The organism is Sphingopyxis sp. H073 (genome assembly GCF_001468395.1).
GTDB lineage: Bacteria > Pseudomonadota > Alphaproteobacteria > Sphingomonadales > Sphingomonadaceae > Sphingopyxis.
Genome location: NZ_LNSG01000006.1, coordinates 98,863 through 124,348, shown reverse-complemented (window position 1 = coordinate 124,348; position 25,486 = coordinate 98,863). Strand labels below are relative to the sequence as shown.

Below are 25,486 nucleotides of genomic sequence, written 5' to 3'. Positions count from 1 at the left end.
GCCTGAAACGCGCCTGCCCGAAATCGGCCAGTACTGTCCACAGGGCGCATCAGGGGCATCTTCGGTCAATCGTGCTAGCTCTAATCGGCCGGTTATTCACCACCTTCTGATCATGCTGCTATCAAGCCGGCAGCACCTGCGTGAGAACGCTGCCTGCAAGCCGCGCTGTAGCGAGGAGGCGCGATAGGTCGTGTCCGCTTCGCGCCTTTGCCGAAAGCCCGGACATCGTCGTGGCGACAAAATCGGTCACTTGATCGGCCGCCTCCGGATGGCGCGCCGCGATATAGTCATGGATGAACGTTTCCGCACCGAGGTTGAGCGCGCGAGCGGCTTCGCGCGCATCGTCGTCGTTGCAACGCGTGCCTTCGAGTACAAGGCACCCGCCTGCCGCCGGGTTGAACGCATAGCGACGCGCGGCCTCCTCCAGCATAGCCGCAACGGCATCGGCGACGGGGACGTCGGGACGCAGAATGTCCGCGAGCGGAATCGCTTCGGTGTCCGTCCAATAATCGAGCACGCGCTGGTAAAGTCCGGCTTTGCTGCCGAAAGCGGCGTAAAAGCTTGGCGGATTGATGCCGAGCGCGTCGGTGACATCGGCGACGCTGACGGCGTCATAACCGCGTTCATGGAAAAGTTGCTGCGCAGTCGCCACCGCTGCCTCGGGATCGAACTTACGTGGACGGCCACGCGTGCGGGATCTATTTGTAGTAACCATTACAAAATGCCTTGACGATGGCTTTCGCGATATTATGTAGTGGACGATACATTAATAAGCAAGGAGTCTCCCGATGTCCAACTTTCAAGGAAAATCCGTTCTGGTCCTCGGCGGCAGCCGCGGAATCGGCGCGGCGATCGTCCGCCGTTTTGCGTCCGACGGCGCCAAGGTCGTCTTCACCTACAACGGATCGCGCGAGGCGGCCGAGCAGCTGGCGACCGAAACCGGCACCAGCGCGGTAGCGACCGACAGCGGCGACCGCGACGCAGTGATTGCACGCGTGCGCGAGAGCGGCCCGCTCGACATACTGGTCGTCAACGCCGGCTTCGCGCTGTTCGGCGACGCGCTCGACCTCGATCCCGACGACGTCGACCGGCTGATCCGCGTCAACGTCACCGCCCCCTATCATGCGTCGGTCGAGGCCGCGCGGCAGATGCCCGACGGCGGCCGCATCATCGTGATCGGTTCGGTAAACGGCGACCGCATGCCTCTCCCCGGCATGGCCTCCTATGCACTGAGCAAATCGGCGCTGCAGGGCATGGCGCGCGGACTGGCCCGCGATTTCGGACCGCGCGGAATCACGATCAATATCGTGCAGCCCGGCCCGATCGATACCGACGCCAACCCCGAGGACGGACCGATGCGCGAGCTGATGCACAGCTTCATGGCGATCAAGCGCCACGGGCGGCCCGAAGAGGTCGCTGGCATGGTTGCTTGGCTGGCTGGCCCCGAAGCGGGTTTTGTCACTGGCGCCATGCACACGATCGACGGCGCATTTGGTGCCTGAGGTGGAGCAGGGGACGGTCGCAAGACCGCCCCCTTTGCCGACGGTCGCGCCTTAAATGGCAAGATTTGGCCGTGAGCAAGCCCTGACTTACGGTCAGCAGATATGTCCATCCAGCGGTTCAATGCCATGTGGGCGGAATAAGTGCTCTATACGCGAATCTACACGAAAGAGCGGATCTGCCGCTACTTGCTCGCGACAGCATTCTGGCATCTCTTGCTGAGTATCAGGGACAAGCGCCGATGGACTGTGAAGCTCGGCGCGACTTTGCTGGTCCTCGCTGGGGTCACGTTTGTCTGGGTGACGCTCGCTCTCCACCTCTATGGCTTCAACATGGTTTTTTGATGCCGGCGGCGGGTGGTCAGTCGTTTTCGCGCGATCGGCGCGGTCGAGCCGCCTTTCGGGGAGCAGCCCTGCGACATTTCGCGGCATGTCTTTATCGAGGCCGCACCGCTTGTAGGGACGCCCTTCGAAGCCAAGGACATCGCCATCGACGTCGACTCCCCGGAGAGGAGCGCAACGGCGCGCAGCGACATGTGATGTGTCAGGCCTCGTCTAGTTCAGGGCTTCAAATGCTTCCATGATCCGGTCACGAGTCCGCCTGTCAGGTGCAACTTCCGACATGGCGAACAGGCTTGCCTTGGCGCCCTCGACATCGCGGGATTGCAACTGCAGACGCGCCAGATCTTGCCAGGCCTCGAGGCGCCTCGGTGCGACCCTGGTTATCCGCTGATAAATTGCGAGACCCCGCTGATGATCCTTTTCCTGCTCTGCGCGGATTCCCTGATTGTTCAGCAGCCGGGCCAGCACATCGCGATTGCTCATCCGCACGGCGCTGAGTGCGGCGGCGCCGCCTTCCTGGCCTAGACTCGCACGGTACACCGCTGCAACTTGTCCCGCTGACAGCACAGCGCCTCCGGCAAACGGATCGAGCACCACCGGATTCTTCTCGCCCAGCTGGACAAGCACCTTGCCGGGGAGATTGAGCACATAGGCGCTCCAGCCCGTCCGGCGGGCCATGGCGACATAGAGGATCGACAGTGCAATCGGCAGGCCGCGCTTTCGGTCCAGCACCCTGATGAAGTCCGCGTTGACGGGTGCATCATAAGTTTCATCGTCGCCAACGAACCCCAGTTCGCCGTGCAGAACGCGCGAAAGCGCCGCGGCCCGTTCTTCCGGAAGGAACGCGCTTCGGCCTTCAGCGCACACCCGGTCCTCAATATCTTCGAGCATGTCGAGATAATGGGCGATGTCCGCATTTTCATGATCGAGTTGGCTGAGAGCGAGCGATGCCAGGTCGAGCAGGATATCTTCGTCTTCGATGAGGCCGATGGCAGCAATATCCATGATCATGTCTCCTTTTCGACCAAACCAAGCCGCTGCGCCAGCACGGGCCGGCTTTCGCGAATGTCCTTGCGATAGGCTTCATTCTCGCCCGGTGCTTCTAGCCGCGGATTGGCTAGCCACGCGCATTGTTGCGGGCTGAGAAAGTCCGCGAGCGGTGTGCGATAGGGTATAGCGAGGTTGATCTGCGTGCGCTGAGCCGGCGTCAGCGGCAGATGGCGCGCCGCATTTTTGCGCAGATAGAATTGCGGTTCACCGTCAAGCGCGAACCCGCCACTGTCGATCGCGCCAAATCCCTCCTCGTGGGCATAAGCATCGAGTTCGGAACGCGCCGCCGCGCGGGGATCGAAATGGACCTGCACCACTTCCTCGCCATCGATCCAGCCAGCGTCGGTCGTGATGACCGCCGGATGCTGCGCGAGGCTCGTTTCGCCCGACCAGAAGCACGGCGTCGTGTAGGTCGCCGATTTGCTGAGGCCATTTTCGATCAGCAGGTCGCGCCCCAACAGGCGGAAGTAGCCAGGAACGTCGCCGCCGAGCAATTCCAGCACGGCGACGATCTTTTGGTGCAGAGCCGGCGCATCATAACGATCGGCGAGCTTGGGCAGCAACTCGGCGCCATCGGGCCCGAGAAACCGCACCACGGGATTATTCCATGATGGCTCGTCGAAGCGGCGCAGGATCTCGGCGTCCGCCCCCGGGCGGTTGTTGAAGATGGCCACGGGCACGAACCGATCTGCGATAAGTTCCACCATCAAGGGATGGGTCAGTACATCCTGCCCGAAACGCACGCACGTCGAGCAGCCCGGCACCTCCTGAAAGAGCAGCAGAACCGGTTTTCTCTGCTCGGCTGCGACCGCGAGACCGGCGTCCAGATCGCGCAGCCAGGCGACGTCGCCGAGCTCGCGATGCTCGCGCAAGGAAACTAGATTTTGTTGCATGGGTCTAATCTAGTGAGGGCGGTTCGCAATACAATGCGAGCGGGGCTATCGCGAAGTGATTCCAGAGCCGGCTCAATCGTGTCGTAATCCGAAAAGGCTAAGTTCCAATTGCATCGATTTTCGGTTCCAGTTTTGGTTGAAGAGCCCTCCATTTGGGTCGCACGGATGCACATAACTGTTCGCGTCTTCCCTTGCTTTGCAGAATCAGTCCTGCATCTGCGCCCTGCGTCCGCGCGGCGCAGTTGAACATGGGCGCGGAACGTCAGACGGTGAGATCGAAGGCATAAAACGCAAAACAGATATATGCGCCATTCATATACGTATCCGTGCACCTCATGGGCGGCAGCGCGACAATTTAGAGAGGAAGTGGTAACGGCCTACCGAGTTGGAAGCGTCAAACCTTGTTCGCGCGACTGCATTCCGCAGGTATTAAGGCTGGCCGCTCGGCCAGAAAGGAGGGGTCTCGCTCCATGTCCAACTTCGTCGCTGAGAAATCGATCGCGGCGGTGAGAGCAGTCGATGAGGTTCGCGATGGCATGCTTGTCGGGTTAGGGACCGGAAGCACCGCCGCTTATGCCGTGAAAAGCCTCAGCGAGCGCATCAAGCACGGCCTTCGCATCACCGCGGTCGCCACATCCCAAGCGACCGAAGCTCTAGCTCTCCGTCTTGCGGTGCCGCTTGTTCCCTTTCAACAGCTTAGCGCTGTCGACCTGACGATCGACGGCGCCGATGAAATCGATGACCGCTTCCAAGCCATCAAAGGGGGAGGCGGCGCCCTGCTTCGCGAGAAAATCACCGAGTCCGCATCCACGCGCGTGATCATCATCGCCGATTCCAGCAAGCTTGTTGCGCAGCTCGGCAAATTCCCTCTGCCCGTGGAGGTGGTTCCTTTCGCCACCGAGTTTGTTCGTGCACGCCTGTCCGCACTCGGAGCCCGTGTTACTGTTCGCGAAGCGGGTGGGACGCCCTATCTCACGGACCAGGGCAATTACATCCTGGACGCAGCTTTGGATGAGATACCAAGGCCGCGCGAGATCGCCGCCGCGATCACCACAATCCCGGGCGTCCTGGAGCATGGACTGTTCTTGGATGAAATCGATACAATCATGATTGCGCGCGGTGACATGGTGGAGGTGCGACACCGGGGTGAAGCTTGAGGTCTTGCATATCATCACCTGCGCGGCGTCGATGGCGGCGCTGACACATTCTTAGCCGCGACCTCGGGCATTTTTTTAACCCGTTCGTCGCGCGCCATAGCCCCAAGGTATCAATCCAGCCCGGCGCCTTGATAAGATGGAAGTGATTTTTTTGGCGCGCGCTATCAGTCGGTGGAATCAAAACCCTTTTAAAACCGAGATTTCCTCGCCGGACGCGCGGATAAAAGGAGGCTAGTCTATGACTTGCTGTCTATGCCCCGCGCACATATAGACGCGCCGATGGATGGACCTCGAGACCGCAATATATTTGGGGCGTTCGCACTGATGATCAGCGACGACATCGTTCGCGCTAGTTCATCGCGGGCACCGGAAGCTGGCCCCGCCGCCTCAGCGCTGGCGCTACTCGCGCACCAGCCCGGGCTCTCGATCCGCATGCTTGCGGTCGGGGTAGGCCTTTCCCATGCAGGGACGGTTCGCCTGGTGGATCGATTGGCTACCGAGGGATTGATCGAACGCAGGGAGCATTCGTCAGATGGGCGCACGCGGGCCCTCTACCTCACTCCAACCGGAAAGATTGCGAGCGACGAGGTTCTTGCTTCGCGCGACGAGGTGATTGCCGAAGGATTATCGATCCTGAAGCCCGACGAACTGAAAATCCTATGCGACATGGCTGAACGCGTCCTGCGCGATCGCCTGGAAAACCTGGAGCATTCCTACCGCATCTGCCGCCTGTGCTGCTATGACGGCTGCACCAACTGCCCCATCGACGCCGAATTGCACGAACGGGGGGTGGAACGCGGGAAAAGTGGCGACGGGTAGGGCTCGCAATTTGCGGACGTGATGGGCCGATCTGGAAGGCAAATTACGAAGGCGCGCTTGCGCGAAGCGCGGCGCCCGTGACGAGGGCAAGCCGCTTGATGTAGGCGCGATCCGATCGTCCCCCCAATACCGCGATCCGCCAGTATAACGGGGCTGCGATGAGGTCGGCCGCCATCTCACGGTCCACCAAGGGCGACACTTCCCGGCGTTTGATCGCCCGATTAATCAGGCCATTGATCCGCTCGCGCCGTGCGCGCTGGAAAGGCCGGATCGCCATTTCCAATGCCGGCGTCCGCTCGATCTCGCCATGAAGGTCGGTCAGAATCCGTCGCACCTTGGGATGCCTCAGAACGCGGCGGATGGCGAGGAGCACCGCTTGCAGATCAGCCTCCAGCGAGCCGTGCTCTTCCACATCGGTCATCGTCAACCCGACATGCGACAGCAAATCGCTGGCCATCGACACCTTGTCCGGCCAGCGGCGGTAAAGCGCAGCCTTGCCGACCCCTGCAGTTCGCGCCACCCGTTCGAGGCTCAGACCCGCATAGCCAGTCCTTGCCCATTCTTCGAAGAAGCTGCGCGTCAGTGCATTCGTTACGTCAGCACGCATGACCGCTGCTCCGCTGAGAACACGGGCTGCTTTCGGATTTCCGTCGGAACGCTTGTGTTCCATCGATGCCTTCCTATATATCTCAGCGGAACGCTACCGTTCCAACCGATTGGGATTAGTTCATGACAGACAGTGTGGAAAGCTTTTCAGCGATGCTTCGAAAGGCATTGGGTGATCGTCTCGCTCCCGATGCTGCCACCTTTCTCGACATGGTGGCTGAAAATGGGGTGATGGAATTTCCTTATTCGCCGCCAGGCCTTCCGACCCGGTTGGTTGGAAAGGCTGCTATCGCGCGTCACCTTGAAAGCCTTGGTGACATGATAGCCTTCGACCGCATGGGTGAGCCGACCATTCACGCCACGACCGACCCCGATGTTACCATTGTCGAGTTCGAAGGCTTCGGAAGCGGCGTTGCGACCGGGGAATCCTATGACCAACGCTACATATCCGTGATCCGGACGGACGCCGGGCGGATTATGCACTATCGCGATTACTGGAACCCGCTGGTGGTGCTGCGCGCGCTTCGCGGCAGCGCGGTTGTCGATGCCCTTGTCGGCGGAGCGTCAGACCATGGTTGATCGGGTCTTGGTGACTGGGGGCACGGGCAAGACGGGCGCGCTGGTTGCGCAGCAGCTTACGGCACGCGGTGTCGAACCCCGCATCGCAACCCGCAACGCCACGATGCCGGAGCAGGTTCGCTTCGAGTGGGGCGACGTTGCCTCCCACCGTACCGCGCTCGACGGTGTGGACGCGATCTACTTGGTCGCTCCTACCGACCGAACGGACCACCTGACCGTCATGCGCCCGCTGCTGGAACAGGCCGTGGCACAAGGAGTGGCCCAGCTGGTGCTGCTGAGCGCATCGTCTATCGACGAGGGCGGGCCGATGATGGGTGAGGTTCATCGTTGGCTCAACGCCAACGCGCCTCGCTGGACGATACTGCGCCCGAGCTGGTTTATGCAGAACTTCGTTACGCAGCATCTCCCGTCGATCATCAACGAGGGTTGCATCTACTCGGCGACGAAGCATGGGCGTATCCCGTTCATCGACGCAGCCGACATAGCGGCGGTCGCAGTCGAAGCCTTGGTGGATCCAGTTTTCGGGTCAGGAGAAAGGATCCTGACCGGTCCTGAAGCTCTCTCATATGACGAGGTTGCGGACCGAATCACCGCCGTGGCCCAGCGCCCCGTCCACCACTGCCGGTTATCGGTGGAGCAGCTTGCACGCCGCTACGCCGGGTTCGGCATTCCTGAGGGATATGCGGACACGCTCGCGCGCATGGACGACGCGATCTCATATGGGTCGGAGGACAGGACCACAACAGAGGTCGAGCAAATAACGGGACGCATGCCAACCAAGCTGACCGCCTTCCTCGCCGCTCACAGAGAGGCATATCAGGGGCGCCAATCAGGCTGACGGTGACCCGTCCGCTAAGAATGAGACCACGGTACCGAGGTGGTGGCTGGCCGGCAGCCGGGCGCCGACACGATATTCGTTGGTCATTGTCACGGCCATCCCTATGGTGAGATCGATCTGGTGATTCCGGTCGATGATGCGGTGGAGCTCGCCGGGCCCGGCGATTGGCAGGGTTTGGGCTGGGTTTGCGCGGCGCGCGACACGCTGCATTTCCTCAAGGTGCGTAACGGCGCACTGATGACCCTAAATTATATGCCTGCGGGCCGTATCCTGTATCAGTTCGATCCCGCCGAGATCCGGGCGCGGAGGGGCGGCGCATAGGGCCCCGTCGCAGAGCAAGGCGGCGCAAGCTTTAGATCAATCTAGTTCTTCAGACGCCTCGAGGTGTCCGGACAGCTAAGAGCCAGCCTCGCGAATACACGTGAATATTGTCGCTGTCATATGCGTCGGACCGCCGTCTGGAGGCTTCGCCGTTGTGTTCCCAGACCTTTCGGCAGCCCGAGCGCACGGCCACGGCCACGGCTACGCATCGCATCGCGTATAAAATATATGCGCCGCGCATATAGACAAAGCTGCACACTATGATTATATGCGTCGCGCATACTTATTTCGCCTCTCCCAGGAACGCGGTCTTTCGGAAGAAGCATCAGTCAGGCGCATGGATCGACGGACTATGGAACTCAATCAGGTCAGCTATTTCATCAACTTGGCCAAGACGCTGAATTTTACAGCGGCCGCTCGCCTGAGCGGTGTGTCGCAGCCGAGCCTGACCCGCGCAATCCGCCGCTTGGAAGAGGAGCTCGGCGGGCCGCTGATTCACCGCGACGGGAAAAACAGTCGCCTGACCGGCCTTGGCCGGGACGTCGAGACAGAATTCCGGCGCATGCTGGTGGCGATGCGAAGCGTCCGCAATCATTCCGAGAACTGGGCGATGGGGATGCACCGTGTTCTGGATGTGGCGGTCGCGCCGACTGTCGGACCGCAGGAGTTTGCCGCGTTTTTCGAGAGCGCGTTGGCGGAGGTGCCATCCATTGAAATCAAGCTGCACTCGCTTCAGCCGAACGAGGACACCTCGGACATTCTGTCCGGAAAATATCATGCGTGCATCATGCCGCGCGAGACAAGGCCGGAGCCTAAGCTCGATGTGCATCCGCTATTCAGAGAGCGCTTCGTACTGGGCTGTTCTGCGAGCCATCCCTTGGCATCCCGCGAAATCGTGCGCGGAGAAGACCTGCTCGAGTTTCCTTTCGTCGATCGCCTCAAGTGCGAGTTTCGCGATCAGATCCTCGATCATTTCGCGCGGCACGACCTGCTCATGCAGCCCCGCTTTCGATCGGACCGCGAGGACTGGGTGCAACACTTCGTCGCCGATGGCACCGCCATATGCATTCTTCCGGAACGATCCGCCACGGCGCCCGGTCTTGTTACGCGGCCGATCGAGGGATTTGCCCTGGAGCGCGAAGTCGTGATCGCGACGGTATCTGGCTCCACCGCACCCGTCGAGATACGGAAGATCGCGCAACTGGCAGCCGGATATGCGTGGCACTAAACCCCGTCGCGAGAGCGTCGGTGCTATGGAAACTATAGGCACAGCCTATTGGATAAATCCTAGGCGCACTGCGATAGTCGGCGCAGTGACTGACACGATAAGCGGCGGCTTTTTCGCCCTCTCAGATCAATATCGGAGACTATCATGAAGTTCGAAAAGTCGCAGGAAGCTGTTGATCTCCTTACTGCCGAGCAGCGCTACGTCACCCAGGAGTCGGGCACCGAGCGGCCCTTCACGGGGGAGTATGATGACAACAAGGAACCAGGCATCTACGTCGATATCGTGTCGGGAGAGCCTTTGTTCGCCTCGACCGACAAATTCGACTCGGGTTCTGGCTGGCCCAGCTTCACCAAGCCGATCGTTGCAGCAAATGTGAACGAGTTGCGCGACAGCGCGCACGGTATGGTGCGGACGGAAGTCAGATCGGTGCACGCCGACAGTCATCTCGGTCATGTATTCCCGGACGGTCCCTCCGATCGCGAAGGTTTGCGCTACTGCATTAACTCCGCGTCGCTTCGCTTCATTCCGCGCGACGAGATGGAGAGCGAAGGATATGGCGAATATCTCGATCAGGTCGAGGAGGCCTGACATGCACCAGCGCGCTATTCTCGCCGGCGGATGTTTCTGGGGCATGCAGGATCTGATCCGCAAGCAGCCCGGCATCGTATCGACCCGTGTCGGCTACACCGGCGGCGATGTCCCGGACGCCACTTATCGCAATCACGGCACGCATGCCGAAGGGATCGAGATCATCTTCGACCCGGCAGTGACGACCTTCCGCAATATCCTGGAATATTTCTTCCAGATCCACGACCCGACGACCAAGAATCGCCAAGGCGGTGATATCGGGCTCTCCTACCGGTCGGGCATCTATTATGTCGACGAGGAGCAGAAGCGCGTCGCCGAGGACACGATCGCCGATGTGGATGCCTCCGGACTGTGGGATGGCAAGGTGGTGACAGAGGTCGTGCCGGTCGGAGATTTCTGGGAGGCCGAGCCGGACCATCAGGATTATCTCGAGAAACGCCCGGGCGGCTACACCTGCCATTTCGTCCGTCCCGGCTGGGTGCTTCCAAAGCGCCAGAAAGTTGATGATGATCAGTCCGCGGCGGGGACGGCAGCGGGATAGGCTTAACTGCTGTTGCCGCTCCGCCGATCCCGTTCGCAATCTTCATGACCGCGTCGTACAACGACGCGGTCATCCAACTCTGCTTCAGAGAGACGGGTCGGTCCATATAGTCGCCATCGCAGCACAGGATCGCAGATTTATGCCAGACCTCTCGACCTTTCCTATTACGCAGCGCTGGCCCGCATTGCATCCCGATCGCCTGCAACTCTACGCCGCTCCCACCCCCAATGGCGTCAAGGTCTCGATCATGCTCGAGGAGACCGGCCTGGCGTACGAGCCCCACCTGGTCGATATCTCGAACAACGAGTCGAAGGATCCAGCGTTCGTATCGTTGAACCCCAACGGCCGCATACCGGCGATCATCGATCCGGCTGGTCCTGACGGCAACCCTATCGCCATATGGGAATCGGGCGCGATCCTCCTCTACCTAGCCGACAAAACCGGCCAGCTCAATTCGAGTGCGCCCGCGCAGCGTTACGAGACGCTGGCTTGGGTATTCTTTCAAGTATCCGGCGTCGGGCCGACCTTCGGTCAGCTTGGTTTTTTCCTGAAATTTGCCGGCAAGGACTATGAGGACAAGCGCCCTCGGCAGCGCTTTATCGATGAATCCAAGCGTCTCTTGGGGGTGCTGGACCGCCAGCTCGAAGGCCGCGAATGGCTTGTCGATGATTATTCGATCGCGGACATTGCGACACTTGGGTGGGTCAACGCACTGGCCGAAGTCTACGCGGCCGGCGACATCCTCGGCCTCGGCGAATATTCGAACGTCCAGACATGGCTCCGCCGCGGGCTGGCGCGGCCCGCGGTGCAGCGCGGCCTGCGCATCCCTGCGAGACCGGCATGAGCGTCATCGCTGCTTATTATTACAACAAGGGCCTGCGGGTCCGCGAAATCGCGATCGACGAGCAGGTCCAGCTCGATAAGGATCGCTCCGGCTTTTGCTGGATCGCGCTTCGCGAGCCCACCGCCGACGAGCTTAAAGCGATCCAAACGACGTATAACCTCCATCCGTTGGCAATCGACAACGCGATGCACCCGCTCTGCCCGCCCAAGCTCGAAGCGTATAATGAAGAGCTCTATGTTGTCGCTCAGACCGCCGAGCTGGATGGAGACCAGATCCGCTACGGCAAGATGGCGATCTTCACCGGTCACAACCATCTCATCAGCGTACGGCACGGCAACGGCGGAGCGCTCGGCAATCTTCGCGAGCAACTCGAGGCTTCGCCGGCGCTTTTTGGCAAAGGTGTCGACTATGTGCTGCATGCGATCCTGCACCGGATCGTCGATCAATATCTTCCCATCTTCGAGATGATCGAGGATGACGTTCTGGCGATGGAGAGACGATCGCTCGACGACTTTCTCGGACGGGCAGAAATCGACCGCATCTTCGGGCTGAGAAGCGAACTCACGCGCTTCCAGCGCACGCTCGGCGCTATGGCTGAACTGGTCCGGAAACTCGTCCGAGGCCATTTCCCCTGCATCAGTTCAGAAGTCAGACCCTATTTCAGCGACGTCGCGGATCATGTCGCTCGCGTGCAGACCATGGTCGATGGCCTCCTGCAGGTTCTGTCCACCGTCTTCGAGTTCAGCAGCCTGTTGGAAGCGCAAAGAACGGGCGTGACCACGCGCCAGCTCGCGGCCTGGGCCGCCATATTGGCGGTCCCGACGGCCATCGCCGGGATATATGGCATGAACTTCAGGAACATGCCCGAGCTGGACACGGTCTATGGCTATTTTGTCGTGCTCGGGTTGATGACGATGTTCTGCCTGTACCTGTTCGTGCGGTTCAAGAAGGCCAAGTGGATATGAATAGCGCGCGTTTGCTTTTCATCTCCGTCAGCTGAGCCGCAACAGCCTCCCTGATATTAGAGCGTGTCCAATGCCATGCAAAGCCAAGGTGCAACAATGACATCCCAAGTGACCGACGTCCTAGCAGCAGTCCAGTCCTTCGTCGCGAAGGGCTACGACCGCGAGTACCGCGTCAAGGACGGCCATCTCATCGATCTCGAACTGGGATCAACGCTCGATCCATGCGCGATAACCGTCGATGCGGCGTTGCGCCTCGAAAGCGGGGATGATGGAGAAGACGCGTCCAACATATACGCGATTACCGATCCCGCGACCAACCATAAGGGTCTGCTGATCGACGCCTTCGATGTCTTCGACGAAATCTGTCACCGCGACCTTTCCGAGCGGCTTGTCGCGGATCGGCAAACGACGCCAGCGGGCGACGAGGATGTTCCGAGCAAGCACGGCCTGCGCAAAGTCTACAAGAATGAGTTTGAGCGCGATCCCGAGCGCTATGTGCTGCGCGAGGGCTTTCCAGACTTCCCGCCATGCCCTTTCGGCGGCGCCTTCAGCATTCTCGGCTTCGATACCGCCGAGCAATCCTATGTCTGGCTTGTAACCAGCATCATCCGGGATTCCCGGCTGATCAGAGCGCCCTACCAGGGAGATGACGCCCCAGGCGACGAGTAGCGGGCCGGCGAGCCCAATGGGGGCACTCCCGCGGCGGTGACGGACCGAAGCACGAACTTTCGAATGATCCAAACACAACGAGGTGATGATGAACTGGAATAAAAGCCACATCCGCGAAACCATGCTTTCGCTGGAGACTGCCGCCCTGCATAGCGCTCGCACCAATTATCTGGATTATGTCTCCATCGCTCAGCTGGATCGGAGCGAGCCGATCGAGAATGACGAGCAGGCGCAGGCCGAAGTCGCGAGCGACTTGGCTGAAGCGCTTGACGACACATTGCACGACTATGCCGATAAACTTGAAAAGCTCAGGACGATCGACTTCGGCCCCAAGTCGGCAGTGGAGGAGGGTGCTGTCATCAAACTGTCGGGGCGCCATTTCGTGATCGCAGTGTCAACGAGCAAGTTCACCTGTGATGGGCGTGAGTTCATGGGCATTTCAACGATGGCGCCGATCTTCGAGGCGATCGAAGGAGCACGAACAGGAGAGACCGTGCAGTTCAACGGCCGGGACCTCATCGTAGAAGATGTAGAATAGGACGCCCGTCGCAGTAGGCGCGCTAGTGCCGGGCGGCCTCCGTCTCTGACTCCATGCATATCATCACATCAAGAGATCCCGTGATCATCGGTGTGCTTGGAGAGCGGGCAGCCTTGGCGTGGATGCGGCGCCTTGGCTGGCTGCTCCCGATAGCCAACACCGCCAATATGGCAAGCAATGCGGCCGCATAAAGGAACAGCCCACCGGGGCCGGCGATAGTCATCGCAGCACCCCCGATAAGGGGTCCGGCGGCTGTCCCGATCCCGTTGAGCAGCAGAAGCCCGCGGGCGGTACCGAGCAGCCGGCCGGCCGGAAGGTCGTCGTTGGCAACCGCGAGACACAATGAATAGATCGGGATGCCAAAGCCGCCGAACAGCGCGCCCGCCGCGAGGAGCAGCGGCAGGGGCGCCCCTACCGCGAGGGCGACGCCGACGGCCGCCGCTGCGGACGCCAGGGCCGCAGCGGCGATGACAAGGTTCCGCGACACGCGATCCGAAAGCCAGCCGAGGGGCCACTGCAATAGGAGCGTCCCACCCAGCACCGCAGCCATGAAAGCGGAGATGCCGCCGACATCGAGTCCGATCCTCTGGGCGAAGTTCGGGCCCATGCCCCAAAAACCGCCGATAGCCAGGCCAGCGAGGAAAGCGCCAGCCGCAGCGAGCGGTGATGCGCGCACGAGGTCGCTGAACGCGACCCGTTCCTGTGTCACCTGCGCCGGCGGATGGCTGGGCAGCAAGGTGATCGGAACCACCGCCGCGGAAATTAACAGCGACACGATAAGGAACAAGGTCATGTCGGCGGGCGGGGCGACGTTGAGCAAGGCCTGGCCGATGGCCCATGAGCCCATCGAGACGACTCCGAAGATCGACAGGAGTTGGCCGCGCGTGGATGGCACTGCATGGGCGTTGAGCCAGCTCTCCGTTGCGAGGATCATGCCCGCGTAGGCGAAGCCCGTGATCAGGCGAAGCGGTATCCAGGCGATCGGTTCCACGAGCGCAACATGGAGAAGGGCAGTCATCGAGGCGATCGCCGCAAAGCCGGCAAAGGTTCTGACATGACCCACGGCGACGATGATCCGCGGCAACATGAGCGCGCCGATCGTGAAACCGGCGAAGTAGAACGACATCATCGCGCTGATCGCGCCGGACGAGAAGCCCTCCTGGCCGGCCCTGACGATCAGGAGCGTGCCCAGCAAACCATTACCCAGCAGCAGAGCCGCGACGCTCGCCAGCAACGCCGCCACCGGTGCGAGCTTGAGGCCACGTCGGCCCGCCGACCGCATGCTATCCATCGCCGGGCTCATTTTAGCGCCTGACGCGACGGTCGATACGCTGCCGCGCTGATGAACTGGTCGAACGCTTCGCACCAGATGACGACCGTGTTGTAGTCGCGAACATCGATCCCGACAGGCACGTCGACGATGGCCTGATAGGCTGCCGGCTTCGGCGGCCTGGCCGCGGTGAGGATTGGCAGCGTGTAAATGCCGGCCGCAAAACCAATGCCGAGCATTGCGAGGTGGCTGGCGGTCAGGAAGAGCCAAGGCCGCACGGATTACACCAGCTCCAGATCCTTTACGATCCTGTCCGCGTCGAGATGGAAGTCCGAGAAGACGATACGGCCGCCAGCGTCAATGATCGAGAACCAGGGCGTTCCTCGCGTGCGATAATCCTCCATGAAGGTAGGCAGCGTCGCGCCGACCAGTGGTTCATCATGGCCGAAGGCGACAGGAAGCGCATATTCGAGCTGGTTCACACGCAACTTCTCGAAGGTGTTTTCATCCGCACCTTCGAAGACGGTCTGGATCACCGCAAATCCCACGCCCCTGGGGCTCAATGCACTATGCAATCTTTGTAGCGTCGGGAAGCCATGCACATGGCAGCCGCGGCACCAGTGCTGGAAGGCGAACAGGATCTTTGGGCCGGAGCCGAGATCCGACAGCTTGAGCGGCCCGGTGCTTTCTCCGTCCGCGCCGATCCATTTCTGCACCCGAAGATCCGGCGCTTGGGGTTCGAGCATGCTCATCTGATCCTCCAGCGCGATGAAGAACCGCGGCGAATTGTGGTGCGCGCTATCATGATATGTCATTCCAAACGCATCGGACCCCGGTGTCGTGCTCCGCGACGCGATCAACAAGCGTGGCGACCGATTGCTTGGTTGCATCGAAACGTTCGCGATCTTTGCCCACGAGCCTCAAGGAGAGGCTGTCGCCGTCCGCAGTTAATATAAGCTCGCCGCCCGGAAGCTGGATTTCGGCTGTCAGCGCGTCATATCGAACCGGGTAAGTATGAACCCACGCCTCAGCGAGTCTCGTCAGATATCGACTCGATTCGATCGTAGCGATGCGTGCCTCGGCCTCGATCATTTAGAAACTTCCGGTGTTGGTGTTTGGGCGCACAGCTCTTGGTCAGTACCGCCATTATAATGCGGGGGAGTCAACGCAGCCCCTCGACGATAAACCCGCGGTAGCGGGCACCGGCGAAGCGATGCGCAGCAACAGCTTGGTAGGCGGGGCTATGATACCAGTCATGCGCGGCTTGCATCGTGGGGAACCGCAAGATGACGGCGCCTTCGATCGGCGACCCCTCCAAATTCTCCATCGCGCCATAAGCGGCGAGAAAAGTGACGTCATGCCCATCGAACGACGGGCCGACGCGGGCAGAATAAGCCGCGAGTTCATCCACATCCGTGGTGTCTTCCCGCGTGAATACGACAAACGCTTCCATCATAAGATCCTTCGCAAGGTGAGATCTGCCGGCCATCGCCACCGACGATGGCCTGACAGTCGTCAGGCTGGCAGTTCGAACCCGATTTTCTGGAGTGCCTCAACGCAGGCATCCTGGTCCTGCTGATAAGTGCCTCCGGAGATGCCGATTCCGCCGATCAGCTTTCCGTCCTCAAGGATCGGATAGCCGCCACCGACGGCGACCATCCGGGGGCGATAGGCCAGCGGCGCCACTTTGGGATCGTTGCTCACATAGTCGTTCCAGACATGGGTCGGATATCCAAAGGAGGCGGAACTCCACGCTTTGTCGATGGCAACATCGACGGTGAGAAACGGCGCGTCGTCGGTGCGCTCGAACGCCCGCAGATACCCGGTTGCGTCGACGACGGCGACGGCAGCCGGGATGCCGATTGCACGGGCGGCGGTTATCGCTGCGTCGATGAGGGCGACTGCGGTTTCACGGTTGATCGAGGCAGTGGCAATGGACTTGGTAATGGGATTTCCTTCGCCGCGGCGTTATCGTCCGGCGTTACTTGGACTGGAAAAGATCAGAATCCTTCGAGGACGGTCTTGCCTTTCGCCGCGCCACTTTCGATCAGTGCGTGCACTGTCTTCAGATTGGCAGCATTGATCGGCGACAGTCGCTCGGTCAGTGTCGTACGGATTTTGCCCTCATCGACCAGCACGGCCAGCGCGTCGAGGATCTTGCCCTGCTCATGCATATCGGGCGTGCCGTAGATCGACCGGGTGAACATCAGCTCATGGTGTATCGACACCGCCTTGCGCTTGAACAGCATGATGTCGAATGCCGTGGGATCGTCGATCAGCGCGAACCGCCCTTGCGGCGCGATCAGCTCGGCGATGTCGGCGGCATGCTGCTCTGTATGCGTGGTCGAAAAGACGAACGCGGGAGCGCCGATGCCAAGCTCGGCAATCTGTGCCGCGAGCGGGCGCCTATGGTCGATGACATGGTGCGCGCCAAGCTCCTTCACCCACTCCTGGGTTTCCGCTCGGGAGGCGGTGGTGATGACGGTGAGGTCTGTGCGCTGGCGCGCGATCTGGATCGCGATCGACCCGACCCCACCCGCGCCACCGATGATGAGGATCGCCGGCGCCGCACCGGGGACTGGCTTCGCCACGTCGAGGCGATCGAACATCGCCTCCCAGGCGGTCAACGTCGTTAGCGGCAGCGCTGCTGCTTCCGCCCAGTCGAGCGAGGCGGGTTTGCGACCGACGATCCGGGCGTCGACAAGATGGAACTCGACATTGGTGCCGGGCCGGGTGATCGATCCGGCATAATAGACCTCGTCGCCCGGCTGGAACTGCGTCACGTCGGGGCCGACCTCGCGCACGATCCCGGACGCATCCCACCCCAGCACCTTCCATTCACCATCGGCTGGCGGCGAGCTGCCGCGGACCTTATAGTCGACCGGGTTCACCGAGACGGCCTTCACCTCAACCAGGATATCATATCCTGCCGCGACAGGCTGGGGCAGCTCGATGTCGACCAGCGCAGCATCCTCGGCGATGGGTCCCGGGACCTTGTAACCAACGGCTTTCATCAATGTCTCCATCTTGCTGCGCCCCGAAGTCTCGATCGATCAGAGCGCCACTTCTTCGAAAATTCGCACGGGGTTCAAGGGTTTCGCACGCAGGACTATGAAGATGTGCACCGACTATTTCCAATAGCGGCGGAACATAGTTTCCATACCTTGTTGCCGTTCTATCCCTGAGAGGCGCTTACGAAGCTGTGAGGCGCGGCAGCCAACCTGGAAAGCAGGCGGACCGAGCCTCATGCCGTGCCTAAATCTGCAGCCGACGTGATGCGCGCGTAATTTATTCAAAGCTATAAAAACTATAGCGATAGGGTATTGGGAAATCGGCCCGGCGTCGCGTTATAGTCCATAAGCATCAAATCACCGATTCACGAAAATGCGATCATCGAAAATCCGATGAAGCATCGGGCGTTTCAGGCTTCAAGCCATCGGTTCGTACCGCGGCCACGCGTATCAGGTCTGAAGTGAAGCCGGTTATCGTCTGTCGCATCGAGCAAAAAGGGGGCACTATGGTCACCAGAGGTTTCACCGGTCGCGGTTCAAGTGGCGACCAGTCCGGCCGGATTCCGCCGGGTCAGCATCTCGTGGAGAATTTTCCGGTTCTCACGGCGGGGCCGACGCCGAACGTGGAGCTGGCTGATTGGAAATTCACCGTCAAAGTCGGCCCGAAGCCGGTCAAAGTGTGGAACTGGAGCGAGTTTAACGCCCTGCCAAAGACCAAGGTGACCAAGGATATTCACTGTGTGACCTCTTGGTCCAAGCTGGATACCATATGGGAGGGCGTCCTCATTGAAGACATCCTTGCGGATGCAGGGCTCGACCGGCCCACTGATTTCGTCCTGGCGCATTCCTACGACGATTATTCGACAAACGTCCCGCTGGCGGACCTGCTGTCCGGGAAAGCGATGGTCGCTCTCAAATTTGCCGGCCAGCCGATTACCCGCGATCATGGCGGGCCGGCGCGTCTGCTGGTTCCGCATCTGTACTTCTGGAAGTCCGCCAAATGGGTGAAGGCGCTGCAATTCACAACCCGTGACGAGGCCGGCTTCTGGGAGCTGCGCGGCTATCATATTTACGGCGATCCGTGGCGCGAGCAACGATACACCGATGACTGACAACGGCACGCAAACCGCGTCATGGCAATCATGCGTGATCGAGGAAATCGTCCAGCAGACGCCGAGCATCAAAAGCTTCTTCCTCCGATTGAGCAGGCCGTTCGCGCACATCGCAGGCCAACATGTCGATGTCCGGCTGACCGCGCCTGATGGCTATAGCGCGATGCGCAGTTACTCGATCGCGTCATCGGCAGCCTCGTCCCCGATCATCGAGCTCGCTGTCGAACGCCTGCCCGATGGCGAGGTGTCGGCCTATTTTCACGATATCGCGATAGTCGGCGATGAGATCGAGCTTCGCGGTCCGCTCGGCGGGCACTTCCTATGGCCTGAACCTGCCGTAGACGCGGTGCTGTTGATCGGAGCAGGCTCCGGGCTCGTGCCGTTGATGGCGATGATCCGGCATCGCCGCACACAAGACCCGGCCGTGCCAACCGCGTTGCTCCTGTCCGCGCGCACCGCTGAGGATGTTCTGTTTTCGGAAGAACTACATTCCGTCGAGATCAACGATGCCGCATTTGTCCTGGCGCTGGCGATCACGCGCGAAGATCCGATCCGCGCATCGGATTTCGGGCGGCGGATCGACAGCGCCATGGTCGAAGAGGTTCTCGCCCGGCTTCACCGAAAGCCCACACAGATATTCGTTTGCGGATCCAACGATTTCGTCAACATTGCGACCGAGGGCGCGCTGCTGGCCGGGGTCGACCCCTCGATAATCAAGACCGAGCGCTATGGTGGTTAGCGGCGCATACTCCGTCGCGCCCCACCTTTCACCCTGCGGATAATATTTGGAGATCGTCATGAGCCGCTTTGCTGAACCCGTCTTTGTTGCCGCCGGCCTTCGCACTCCCTTCGGCCGCGGCGGAGGGGCTTTGGCTGCTTATGATGCCGTCTCTTTGTCCGTCCCTCTTGTGCAGGCGATGGCGGCGCAAGCAGAGCCGGATCTTCTCATCTGGGGTACCGTGATCCCGAATTTGGGTTGGAGCAACATTGCTCGCGAGACCTGGCTTGACGCCAAGCTCAATCCGAATGTCCCCGCATTTTCGGTCGTTTTGGCATGCTCTACCAGCATGACGGCGACTTTCGCTGCGGCAGGGATGCTGGGCGGAGGAACCGATCTCACGATGGTGGGCGGTGCCGAAGTCATGAGCCGACCTCCCATCGCTTTGACGGCCGATGCATCGAAGCGGCTCACCGACCTCTTTGCGCAAGATCCAGCGGCGGCGCTTGCGGCCCTCCAGTCTCTTGCCCTCCACGACTATGTGCTCCCGACCAAGGGATGGGCCAACCGGATCACCGGCAGGACAATGGGCGATCATATGGAGGACACCGCCAAGGCCTGGCGGATCTCGCGCGAGGCGCAGGACGATTGGGCGCTAAAGAGCCACCAGCGGTCGGTCGCTGGTTGGGAGCGAGGTTTCTTCGACGATCTCGCGATTTCCCTTCCTGAACTGGCGCGCGATGCGAACCCCCGCGCCGATACGTCGCCCGAACGGCTTGCCGCACTCAAGCCCGTCTTCGATCGCGACAGTGGCAGGGGAACGCTGACTGCCGGCAACAGCTCGCCGATAACGGATGGCGCCGCCGGTTGCTGGGTGGCAAACGAAGCCGGCGTGGCACGACTGCCGGCGGGCACCCCCTACGCGCGGCTCATCGATTACGAGGTGTCGGCCGTCGATTTCCACACCGAGGGTCTGTTGATGGCACCCTCCTATGGCATTCCACGTCTGCTCGCGCGGCATCAACTAAGCTTCTCCGATATCGCTCTTTGGGAAATCCACGAAGCCTTCGCCGCCCAGGTCCTGGCGAATGTCGCGGCCATCACCGACCGGGAGTGGGTGCGCGAAACCGCCGGTGTCCAGTCGGATTTGGGCGACTTCGACTGGGACCGCGTCAATCCCAACGGGGGCTCGGTAGCAATCGGTCATCCCTTCGGCGCGACAGGCGCGCGCGACCTCAGCCAGGCAGTGAAGGAGCTCTGGGACATGCCGAGCGGATCACGGGCAATCGTCAGCATCTGCGCCGACGGCGGCCAAGGCACCGTCGCACTCCTCGAACGCCCCTGATTCACGGGCCGCTGCGAACGCCGTGCCATTGACAATATGAGAGGATATTCCGTTGGTCTCAGCAGTTTGGAACGACACCACCATCGCCGCAAGCGACGAGACAATCGTCGTCGAGGGAAACCACTATTTCCCACCTTCCGCGGTCAATCAGGAGCTCCTTGAAGCGAGCGCACACACTTCTGTCTGCCCGATCAAGGGCACCGCGAGATACTTCCATATCCGCGTAGGCAGCGCGCTCAACGCGGACGCGGCTTGGTCATATCCCGATCCGAATCCGGTTGCGGAAGCCATCCGGGATCACATCGCTTTCTGGAAAGGCGTAGAGGTTGGATAGCAGCCAAGGCGCAGCGGGCCTTCGCTGATGGCTGTGTCGCTTCATGCGCGCATCCTTGATCATCTCGCGCGGGTAATTGGCGATCTGCAGGTGGCGGGGGACGTTCCTGCGGGCCTCGACCGGGCGGGGCTGACCGTGGAGCGTCCGCACGACCCGGCGCATGGCGATCTGTCGACCAACGCGGCGATGGTCCTGGCAAAACTTACCGGCACGCATCCGCGCCAACTCGCTGAGAAGTTGGCGGGCCGGTTGGCCATGTTGGAGGATGTTGCAGACGTGGCCGTCGCTGGCCCGGGCTTTGTAAATATCCGGCTGACCGACCAGGCCTGGCAAAACGAGCTGGCGGTGATTGCGGACCAGAAGGACCGCTACGGCATGTCGCCCGTCGGCGCGGGCAAGACGGTGAATATAGAGTTTGTCTCGGCCAACCCGACCGGTCCGATGCATATGGGGCACTGCCGAGGGGCAGTGGTCGGAGATGCGCTCGCCAACCTGCTCGCTTTCACCGGCCATCGCGTCATCCGCGAATATTATATCAATGATGCCGGCGGGCAGGTCGATATTCTCGCTCGCTCGGCACACCAGAGATATCGCGAGGCGTTGGGCGAGAGCCTCGGCGAGATAGCGGAAGGTCTATACCCGGGCGATTATCTGAAGCCGGTCGGGGAGGCGCTGGCCGCCGATTTTGGGGGCCGCTATGCCGACGCCCCGGAGACGGACTGGCTCGCAATCTTTCGTGCGCGGACCGTTGCCGCGATGATGGAGACGATCCGCGAAGATCTGGCGCTGCTCGGCATAAGTCACGACCGCTTCGCGTCGGAGGCGGACCTCGTCGCTGCCGGAAAGCCGGATGATGCCGAGGCCTGGCTGCGCGAGCGCGATCTTGTCTATGACGGCGTTCTCGAACCTCCGAAGGGTGAAGTCTCCAAGGACTGGGAGCCGATCGCGCTGCCGCTGTTCCGGTCGACGAAATTTGGCGATGACCAGGACCGTCCTATCCGTAAACCGGATGGGAGCTGGACCTATTTCGGCGTGGATCTGGCCTATCATTTCGAGAAGGCGCGCGATGCCGACGAACTGATCGACATCTGGGGCGCCGATCATGCCGGGACCGTGATGCGCATCGTTGCCGCCGCCGAAGCTCTAACCGAAGGCAGGAAGCGGTTCGACGTCAAGCTGGTGCAGATCGTGCGGCTGCTGCGCGCGGGTGAGCCGGTCAAGATGTCCAAGCGCGCAGGCAATTTCGTCACGCTGGCCGATGTCATTCGAGAAGTCGGAAAGGACGTCGTTCGCTTCATGATGCTGACCCGCAAAGCGGAAGCGTCCATGGACTTCGACTTTGCGACCGTCGTCGAGGCATCGAAGGATAATCCGGTCTTCTATGTGCAATATGCCCATGCGCGGATTTGCTCGCTAGCAAGCCGCGCGGCCGAAGCGGGTATCGAGTTGGGCGACCCGCCCGATCTCGCTCTTCTGGACGGTCCGAGCCTTACGCTTGTGAAGCGTGCGGCAGAATTCCCCCGCATCGTCGAGGCGGCTGCGGCAGCGCGCGAGCCGCACCGGATCGCCTTCTTCCTTGAGGGGCTGGCCGCGGAATTCCATGCGCTGTGGAACACAGGAAATGCCGACCCGACGCGCCGCTTCGCCTACCCGGAAAACCTGCCGGTTAGCCGCGCGCGGTTGTTCCTGGCCGCCGCGATCGGGCAGGTCATCCGCAACGGCCTGGCGCTGATGGGGGTTGAACCGACACATGAGATGGAGAGGGCCTAGTCGAATGCGCGCTTGTTCCTGGGGCTCGTTGCGCGCGCCAGAGTTGGCGGGCCCGAACATGCTGTGCGTCTTCTGATACTGGTGGAACGAGATGGAGCTTACCGATTTCGACGCTGCCTTCAAAAGGCTTCCCGAGGGTCATAGCGAAGGCATTCACGAAGGCCGGCGTTTCGGCTTGATCGTCCGGCGGTCCGACGACGGGCGCCGCAACAGCCTGTTTGCCAGGGAGTTGGGTGGGACCGACATCGTCAGCTTCAACCTGTATCGGTTCACATCAGGCAAAACATCGCTCAAGCCGTGCGAGATGTCTGCGAAAAAGGTCGTGGATTTCGTGCTTGGCTTCCAACCGGACTGAGGGTGTCGCAGTCGCTGCTCTGTTCGCAATGTCCGCCCCGGCACTGCGCATGTCGCTAAATGGGTATCGAAACTATAGCGCCTGGTTATTGGACTTCGTCTGGCGATGAACTCATCCTCCATTCAGTGCCAAGGCGCGGCGAAATTTGCATACTCATGGTAACCTGCCAGCGAGCGGTGCGGTCTCGTTGGATCGTGACGGCGGGGCGTTGGTCGGAACTGTCCGCGCCGGGTGAACTTCTGACAGAAGGATTTGAACAATGCGTCTTGCAATGATCGGCCTCGGCCGCATGGGTGCCAATATCGCGCGTCGGCTGATGCGCGGCGGCCACGAGGTCGTCGCCTTCAATCGCGATCCGGCCGCGGTTACTCAGCTCGCCGGTGAAGGTGCCATCGGAGCGAATTCGCTTGAAGATGTCGTCGCCAAACTCACTGCGCCGCGGATCTTCTGGGTAATGCTCCCGGCGGGCGCTCCCACCCAAGACACGGTCGACAAGCTGATGGAATTGTCGGAGCCCGGCGACATCATCATCGATGGCGGCAACAGCTTCTACAAAGACGACATCAAATGTGGTGCTGCGGCAAGGGACAAGGGGCTCCATTATATCGATGTTGGCACATCAGGCGGGATATGGGGGCTCGAACGCGGTTATTGCATGATGATCGGCGGCGACAAGGAGATCGTCGATCTGCTGGATCCCATCTTCGATACGCTCGCGCCGGGCTATGGTTCGATCGTCCGCACCATTGGACGCGACGCGCCCGACAGTCGCGCCGAGCGCGGCTATATCCACGCCGGCCCAACCGGCGCCGGGCATTTCGTCAAGATGGTCCACAACGGAATCGAATATGGCCTGATGCAGGCCTATGCCGAGGGCTTCGACATTCTCAAGGGCAAGTCCTCCGAACGGCTCGAGCCTGATGAACGCTTCGACATCAACCTGACCGACGTGGCCGAAGTCTGGCGTCGCGGCAGTGTCATCTCGTCCTGGCTGCTCGACCTTTGCGCGATCGGCCTGGCCAGGGATCCGATGCTCGAGCAATTCACCGGCCAGGTCTCGGACTCTGGCGAGGGCCGGTGGACGATCGATGCGGCAATGGAAGAAGCCGTCCCGGCCTATGTCCTTTCGGCCGCCTTGTTTGCGCGCTACCGCAGCCGCGTCGACCACACTTTTGGCGACAAGCTTCTCTCGGCGATGCGCTTTGGCTTCGGTGGGCATGTCGAGATGCCGCAATAAGTGACGCGTCACGCTATCCGGCGCTATGAAAACTATAGGCACAGCCTATTGGAAAAACGTCTGGCTCACTGCGATAGTCGGCGCAACGGCTGACACAGAAGCGACGGCGTGCCTGACGCTGCGCCCCAGGATGAATGAGAGCGTCTTAGCCGAACGGACAATCTTCAACGGCGCCGCGGTTCGTTAAAATAGGTACGGCCGCGAAGACGATGAAGAGAACAAGGGAGCTCGCGCCACAGTGCTGCACCTCATCGAGCCAGAGATACTTCCATCCGGCGCCTTCATCTTCACGCCGATGGAACTGACGGTAATCGCACTGGCGCGGAGCGAGAAAGGCCAAAGGTTCGGATCGCGAGCCGGTCTCGCGCAGGCCCTCTTCAAGAAACATCAACTTCTCCCGGGACGGCGTGCAAATGGGACACTCGCTGATCCCCGGCTCGAAATACTCCGCGCGTTCGTTAACCTCCTGCATCGGCGGGGCCAGCGGTTGGCTGCGGCGACCCAGACATTACGCGAGGCCGGCTTCAGCAGCGTGCAGGAAACCTGGCTTCGTTCGGAATGTGCACGGCCGCTCTGACTTACTTCGTACCTTGAACCTTGCTGCCGGAAGGCAACCATTTATGATCAATATCTTCGGAACTTCCCTTTGGTTCAAAGACAACAAACCCCGTGCTTGGCGCGCATTGCGACTTGCATCGGTCGCTTTCGTGATCCTCGGGTTAGTCGGCCTGTATTTGCGCCCAGCGATGATGCATGTCCACAGTCCACTGCTACTGGGCGTTCTTATCGGCGCGCTGATGCTTACATTGATTGCGTCCGCAGCCAGAAGGCTCAGGCGCGCGAGACGGCGCTGATCC

At 60.9% G+C, this 25,486-nt stretch carries 33 protein-coding genes; 21 read left to right on the top strand and 12 right to left on the bottom strand.

Features of this window, described 5'->3' with window-relative positions; genetic code table 11:
- Nucleotides 1-121: 121 nt before the first annotated feature.
- The gene (locus ATE64_RS13180; RefSeq protein WP_011540425.1) at nucleotides 122-715 is read right to left on the bottom strand and encodes a TetR/AcrR family transcriptional regulator; all 594 of its coding nucleotides are present in this window, start codon (nucleotides 713-715) and stop codon (nucleotides 122-124) included.
- A 73-nt stretch (nucleotides 716-788) separates the two neighbouring features.
- On the opposite strand from ATE64_RS13180, the gene bdcA reads away from it, so the two are divergent.
- Nucleotides 789-1,502, top strand: a complete 714-nt coding sequence (gene bdcA / locus ATE64_RS13175; RefSeq protein WP_003044917.1) for an SDR family oxidoreductase — start codon at nucleotides 789-791, stop codon at nucleotides 1,500-1,502.
- 552 nt (nucleotides 1,503-2,054) lie between these two features.
- Here the strand turns inward: bdcA and ATE64_RS13160 are convergent.
- Entirely contained in the window at nucleotides 2,055-2,846 is a 792-nt protein-coding gene (locus tag ATE64_RS13160) for a transglutaminase-like domain-containing protein (protein ID WP_231729082.1), read from the bottom strand.
- A gap of 2 nt (nucleotides 2,847-2,848) precedes the next feature.
- Entirely contained in the window at nucleotides 2,849-3,784 is a 936-nt protein-coding gene (locus ATE64_RS13155; protein ID WP_011540428.1) for a VPGUxxT family thioredoxin-like (seleno)protein, type 2, read from the bottom strand.
- A gap of 470 nt (nucleotides 3,785-4,254) precedes the next feature.
- On the opposite strand from ATE64_RS13155, the gene rpiA reads away from it, so the two are divergent.
- Nucleotides 4,255-4,941 (top strand): ribose-5-phosphate isomerase RpiA, encoded by a 687-nt coding sequence (rpiA, locus tag ATE64_RS13150; protein WP_058455114.1) that lies wholly within the window; start codon nucleotides 4,255-4,257, stop codon nucleotides 4,939-4,941.
- A 324-nt stretch (nucleotides 4,942-5,265) separates the two neighbouring features.
- A complete protein-coding gene (locus ATE64_RS13145; protein WP_231729081.1) occupies nucleotides 5,266-5,760 on the top strand; it encodes a MarR family winged helix-turn-helix transcriptional regulator in 495 nt (164 codons plus the stop codon).
- Nucleotides 5,761-5,803: 43 nt separating this feature from the next.
- Here the strand turns inward: ATE64_RS13145 and ATE64_RS13140 are convergent, their stop codons facing one another.
- Entirely contained in the window at nucleotides 5,804-6,430 is a 627-nt protein-coding gene (locus ATE64_RS13140; protein WP_003044933.1) for a TetR/AcrR family transcriptional regulator, read from the bottom strand.
- A 59-nt stretch (nucleotides 6,431-6,489) separates the two neighbouring features.
- Here ATE64_RS13140 and ATE64_RS13135 point away from each other — a divergent pair, with 59 nt between their 5' ends.
- From ATE64_RS13135 to ATE64_RS13090, 10 genes are all read left to right on the top strand, one after another.
- Complete coding sequence (locus ATE64_RS13135) at nucleotides 6,490-6,945, top strand: nuclear transport factor 2 family protein (RefSeq protein ID WP_231292902.1); 456 nt, start codon at nucleotides 6,490-6,492, stop codon at nucleotides 6,943-6,945.
- The gene (locus tag ATE64_RS13130; protein WP_058455116.1) at nucleotides 6,938-7,783 is read left to right on the top strand and encodes an NAD(P)H-binding protein; all 846 of its coding nucleotides are present in this window, start codon (nucleotides 6,938-6,940) and stop codon (nucleotides 7,781-7,783) included. Before ATE64_RS13135 ends, ATE64_RS13130 begins: the two co-directional genes overlap by 8 nt.
- Nucleotides 7,784-7,825: 42 nt before the next feature.
- The gene (locus ATE64_RS13125) at nucleotides 7,826-8,104 is read left to right on the top strand and encodes a DUF4863 family protein (protein ID WP_003044946.1); all 279 of its coding nucleotides are present in this window, start codon (nucleotides 7,826-7,828) and stop codon (nucleotides 8,102-8,104) included.
- A 352-nt stretch (nucleotides 8,105-8,456) separates the two neighbouring features.
- Nucleotides 8,457-9,332: a LysR family transcriptional regulator gene (locus ATE64_RS13120; protein WP_003044949.1), complete on the top strand. Its 876-nt coding sequence runs from the start codon at nucleotides 8,457-8,459 to the stop codon at nucleotides 9,330-9,332.
- A gap of 144 nt (nucleotides 9,333-9,476) precedes the next feature.
- Nucleotides 9,477-9,920 (top strand): peptide-methionine (R)-S-oxide reductase MsrB, encoded by a 444-nt coding sequence (msrB, locus tag ATE64_RS13115; RefSeq protein ID WP_058455117.1) that lies wholly within the window; start codon nucleotides 9,477-9,479, stop codon nucleotides 9,918-9,920.
- 1 nt (nucleotide 9,921) lies between these two features.
- Nucleotides 9,922-10,461, top strand: a complete 540-nt coding sequence (gene msrA / locus ATE64_RS13110) for a peptide-methionine (S)-S-oxide reductase MsrA (protein ID WP_003044954.1) — start codon at nucleotides 9,922-9,924, stop codon at nucleotides 10,459-10,461.
- Nucleotides 10,462-10,600: 139 nt separating this feature from the next.
- Nucleotides 10,601-11,305 carry a glutathione S-transferase N-terminal domain-containing protein gene (locus ATE64_RS13105; RefSeq protein ID WP_003044957.1) on the top strand — a complete coding sequence of 235 codons (705 nt, stop codon included), beginning with the start codon at nucleotides 10,601-10,603 and terminating at the stop codon, nucleotides 11,303-11,305.
- Nucleotides 11,302-12,270, top strand: a complete 969-nt coding sequence (locus tag ATE64_RS13100) for a magnesium and cobalt transport protein CorA (RefSeq protein WP_003044960.1) — start codon at nucleotides 11,302-11,304, stop codon at nucleotides 12,268-12,270. Before ATE64_RS13105 ends, ATE64_RS13100 begins: the two co-directional genes overlap by 4 nt.
- A 63-nt stretch (nucleotides 12,271-12,333) precedes the next feature.
- Nucleotides 12,334-12,939: a hypothetical protein gene (locus ATE64_RS13095; protein ID WP_231729080.1), complete on the top strand. Its 606-nt coding sequence runs from the start codon at nucleotides 12,334-12,336 to the stop codon at nucleotides 12,937-12,939.
- A gap of 85 nt (nucleotides 12,940-13,024) precedes the next feature.
- A complete protein-coding gene (locus ATE64_RS13090; protein WP_003044968.1) occupies nucleotides 13,025-13,477 on the top strand; it encodes a hypothetical protein in 453 nt (150 codons plus the stop codon).
- Nucleotides 13,478-13,499: 22 nt separating this feature from the next.
- On the opposite strand, the gene ATE64_RS13085 is transcribed toward ATE64_RS13090, so the two are convergent.
- From ATE64_RS13085 to ATE64_RS13055, 7 genes are all read right to left on the bottom strand, one after another.
- A complete protein-coding gene (locus ATE64_RS13085; RefSeq protein ID WP_011540435.1) occupies nucleotides 13,500-14,780 on the bottom strand; it encodes an MFS transporter in 1,281 nt (426 codons plus the stop codon).
- Nucleotides 14,777-15,025 carry a DM13 domain-containing protein gene (locus ATE64_RS13080; protein ID WP_003044972.1) on the bottom strand — a complete coding sequence of 83 codons (249 nt, stop codon included), beginning with the start codon at nucleotides 15,023-15,025 and terminating at the stop codon, nucleotides 14,777-14,779. The genes ATE64_RS13085 and ATE64_RS13080 overlap by 4 nt, the downstream gene beginning before the upstream one ends.
- 3 nt (nucleotides 15,026-15,028) lie before the next feature.
- Nucleotides 15,029-15,499 carry a thiol-disulfide isomerase gene (locus tag ATE64_RS13075; RefSeq protein WP_011540436.1) on the bottom strand — a complete coding sequence of 157 codons (471 nt, stop codon included), beginning with the start codon at nucleotides 15,497-15,499 and terminating at the stop codon, nucleotides 15,029-15,031.
- 49 nt (nucleotides 15,500-15,548) lie between these two features.
- Nucleotides 15,549-15,839 (bottom strand): DUF2218 domain-containing protein, encoded by a 291-nt coding sequence (locus tag ATE64_RS13070; RefSeq protein WP_003044977.1) that lies wholly within the window; start codon nucleotides 15,837-15,839, stop codon nucleotides 15,549-15,551.
- Between the two features lie 70 nt (nucleotides 15,840-15,909).
- Nucleotides 15,910-16,203, bottom strand: a complete 294-nt coding sequence (locus tag ATE64_RS13065) for a DUF1330 domain-containing protein (RefSeq protein WP_231292903.1) — start codon at nucleotides 16,201-16,203, stop codon at nucleotides 15,910-15,912.
- 59 nt (nucleotides 16,204-16,262) lie between these two features.
- Complete coding sequence (locus ATE64_RS13060; RefSeq protein WP_003044986.1) at nucleotides 16,263-16,694, bottom strand: heme-binding protein; 432 nt, start codon at nucleotides 16,692-16,694, stop codon at nucleotides 16,263-16,265.
- 53 nt (nucleotides 16,695-16,747) lie between these two features.
- Nucleotides 16,748-17,761: a zinc-binding alcohol dehydrogenase family protein gene (locus ATE64_RS13055; protein ID WP_041382899.1), complete on the bottom strand. Its 1,014-nt coding sequence runs from the start codon at nucleotides 17,759-17,761 to the stop codon at nucleotides 16,748-16,750.
- Between the two features lie 503 nt (nucleotides 17,762-18,264).
- On the opposite strand from ATE64_RS13055, the gene ATE64_RS13050 reads away from it, so the two are divergent.
- The 7 genes from ATE64_RS13050 (at nucleotide 18,265) to gnd (ending at nucleotide 24,629) form a co-directional block, all read left to right on the top strand.
- Complete coding sequence (locus ATE64_RS13050; RefSeq protein ID WP_003044992.1) at nucleotides 18,265-18,870, top strand: sulfite oxidase-like oxidoreductase; 606 nt, start codon at nucleotides 18,265-18,267, stop codon at nucleotides 18,868-18,870.
- Complete coding sequence (locus ATE64_RS13045) at nucleotides 18,863-19,609, top strand: ferredoxin reductase (protein WP_003044996.1); 747 nt, start codon at nucleotides 18,863-18,865, stop codon at nucleotides 19,607-19,609. Before ATE64_RS13050 ends, ATE64_RS13045 begins: the two co-directional genes overlap by 8 nt.
- Nucleotides 19,610-19,667: 58 nt before the next feature.
- Entirely contained in the window at nucleotides 19,668-20,933 is a 1,266-nt protein-coding gene (locus ATE64_RS13040) for a thiolase family protein (protein WP_011540440.1), read from the top strand.
- 52 nt (nucleotides 20,934-20,985) lie between these two features.
- On the top strand, nucleotides 20,986-21,267 hold the full coding sequence (locus ATE64_RS13035; protein ID WP_003045002.1) for a DUF427 domain-containing protein: 282 nt from the start codon (nucleotides 20,986-20,988) through the stop codon (nucleotides 21,265-21,267).
- A 33-nt stretch (nucleotides 21,268-21,300) separates the two neighbouring features.
- On the top strand, nucleotides 21,301-23,037 hold the full coding sequence (argS, locus tag ATE64_RS13030; RefSeq protein ID WP_040590197.1) for an arginine--tRNA ligase: 1,737 nt from the start codon (nucleotides 21,301-21,303) through the stop codon (nucleotides 23,035-23,037).
- Nucleotides 23,038-23,128: 91 nt separating this feature from the next.
- The gene (locus ATE64_RS13025) at nucleotides 23,129-23,392 is read left to right on the top strand and encodes a hypothetical protein (protein ID WP_058455118.1); all 264 of its coding nucleotides are present in this window, start codon (nucleotides 23,129-23,131) and stop codon (nucleotides 23,390-23,392) included.
- A 259-nt stretch (nucleotides 23,393-23,651) separates the two neighbouring features.
- Nucleotides 23,652-24,629: a phosphogluconate dehydrogenase (NAD(+)-dependent, decarboxylating) gene (gene gnd, locus ATE64_RS13020; RefSeq protein WP_003045013.1), complete on the top strand. Its 978-nt coding sequence runs from the start codon at nucleotides 23,652-23,654 to the stop codon at nucleotides 24,627-24,629.
- A gap of 145 nt (nucleotides 24,630-24,774) precedes the next feature.
- Here gnd and ATE64_RS13015 read toward each other — a convergent pair whose 3' ends face one another.
- Nucleotides 24,775-25,017 (bottom strand): hypothetical protein, encoded by a 243-nt coding sequence (locus ATE64_RS13015; RefSeq protein ID WP_152998726.1) that lies wholly within the window; start codon nucleotides 25,015-25,017, stop codon nucleotides 24,775-24,777.
- Between the two features lie 232 nt (nucleotides 25,018-25,249).
- Between ATE64_RS13015 and ATE64_RS21715 the strand changes: the two genes are divergently transcribed.
- A complete protein-coding gene (locus tag ATE64_RS21715; protein WP_152998725.1) occupies nucleotides 25,250-25,483 on the top strand; it encodes a hypothetical protein in 234 nt (77 codons plus the stop codon).
- Nucleotides 25,484-25,486: the final 3 nt, after the last annotated feature.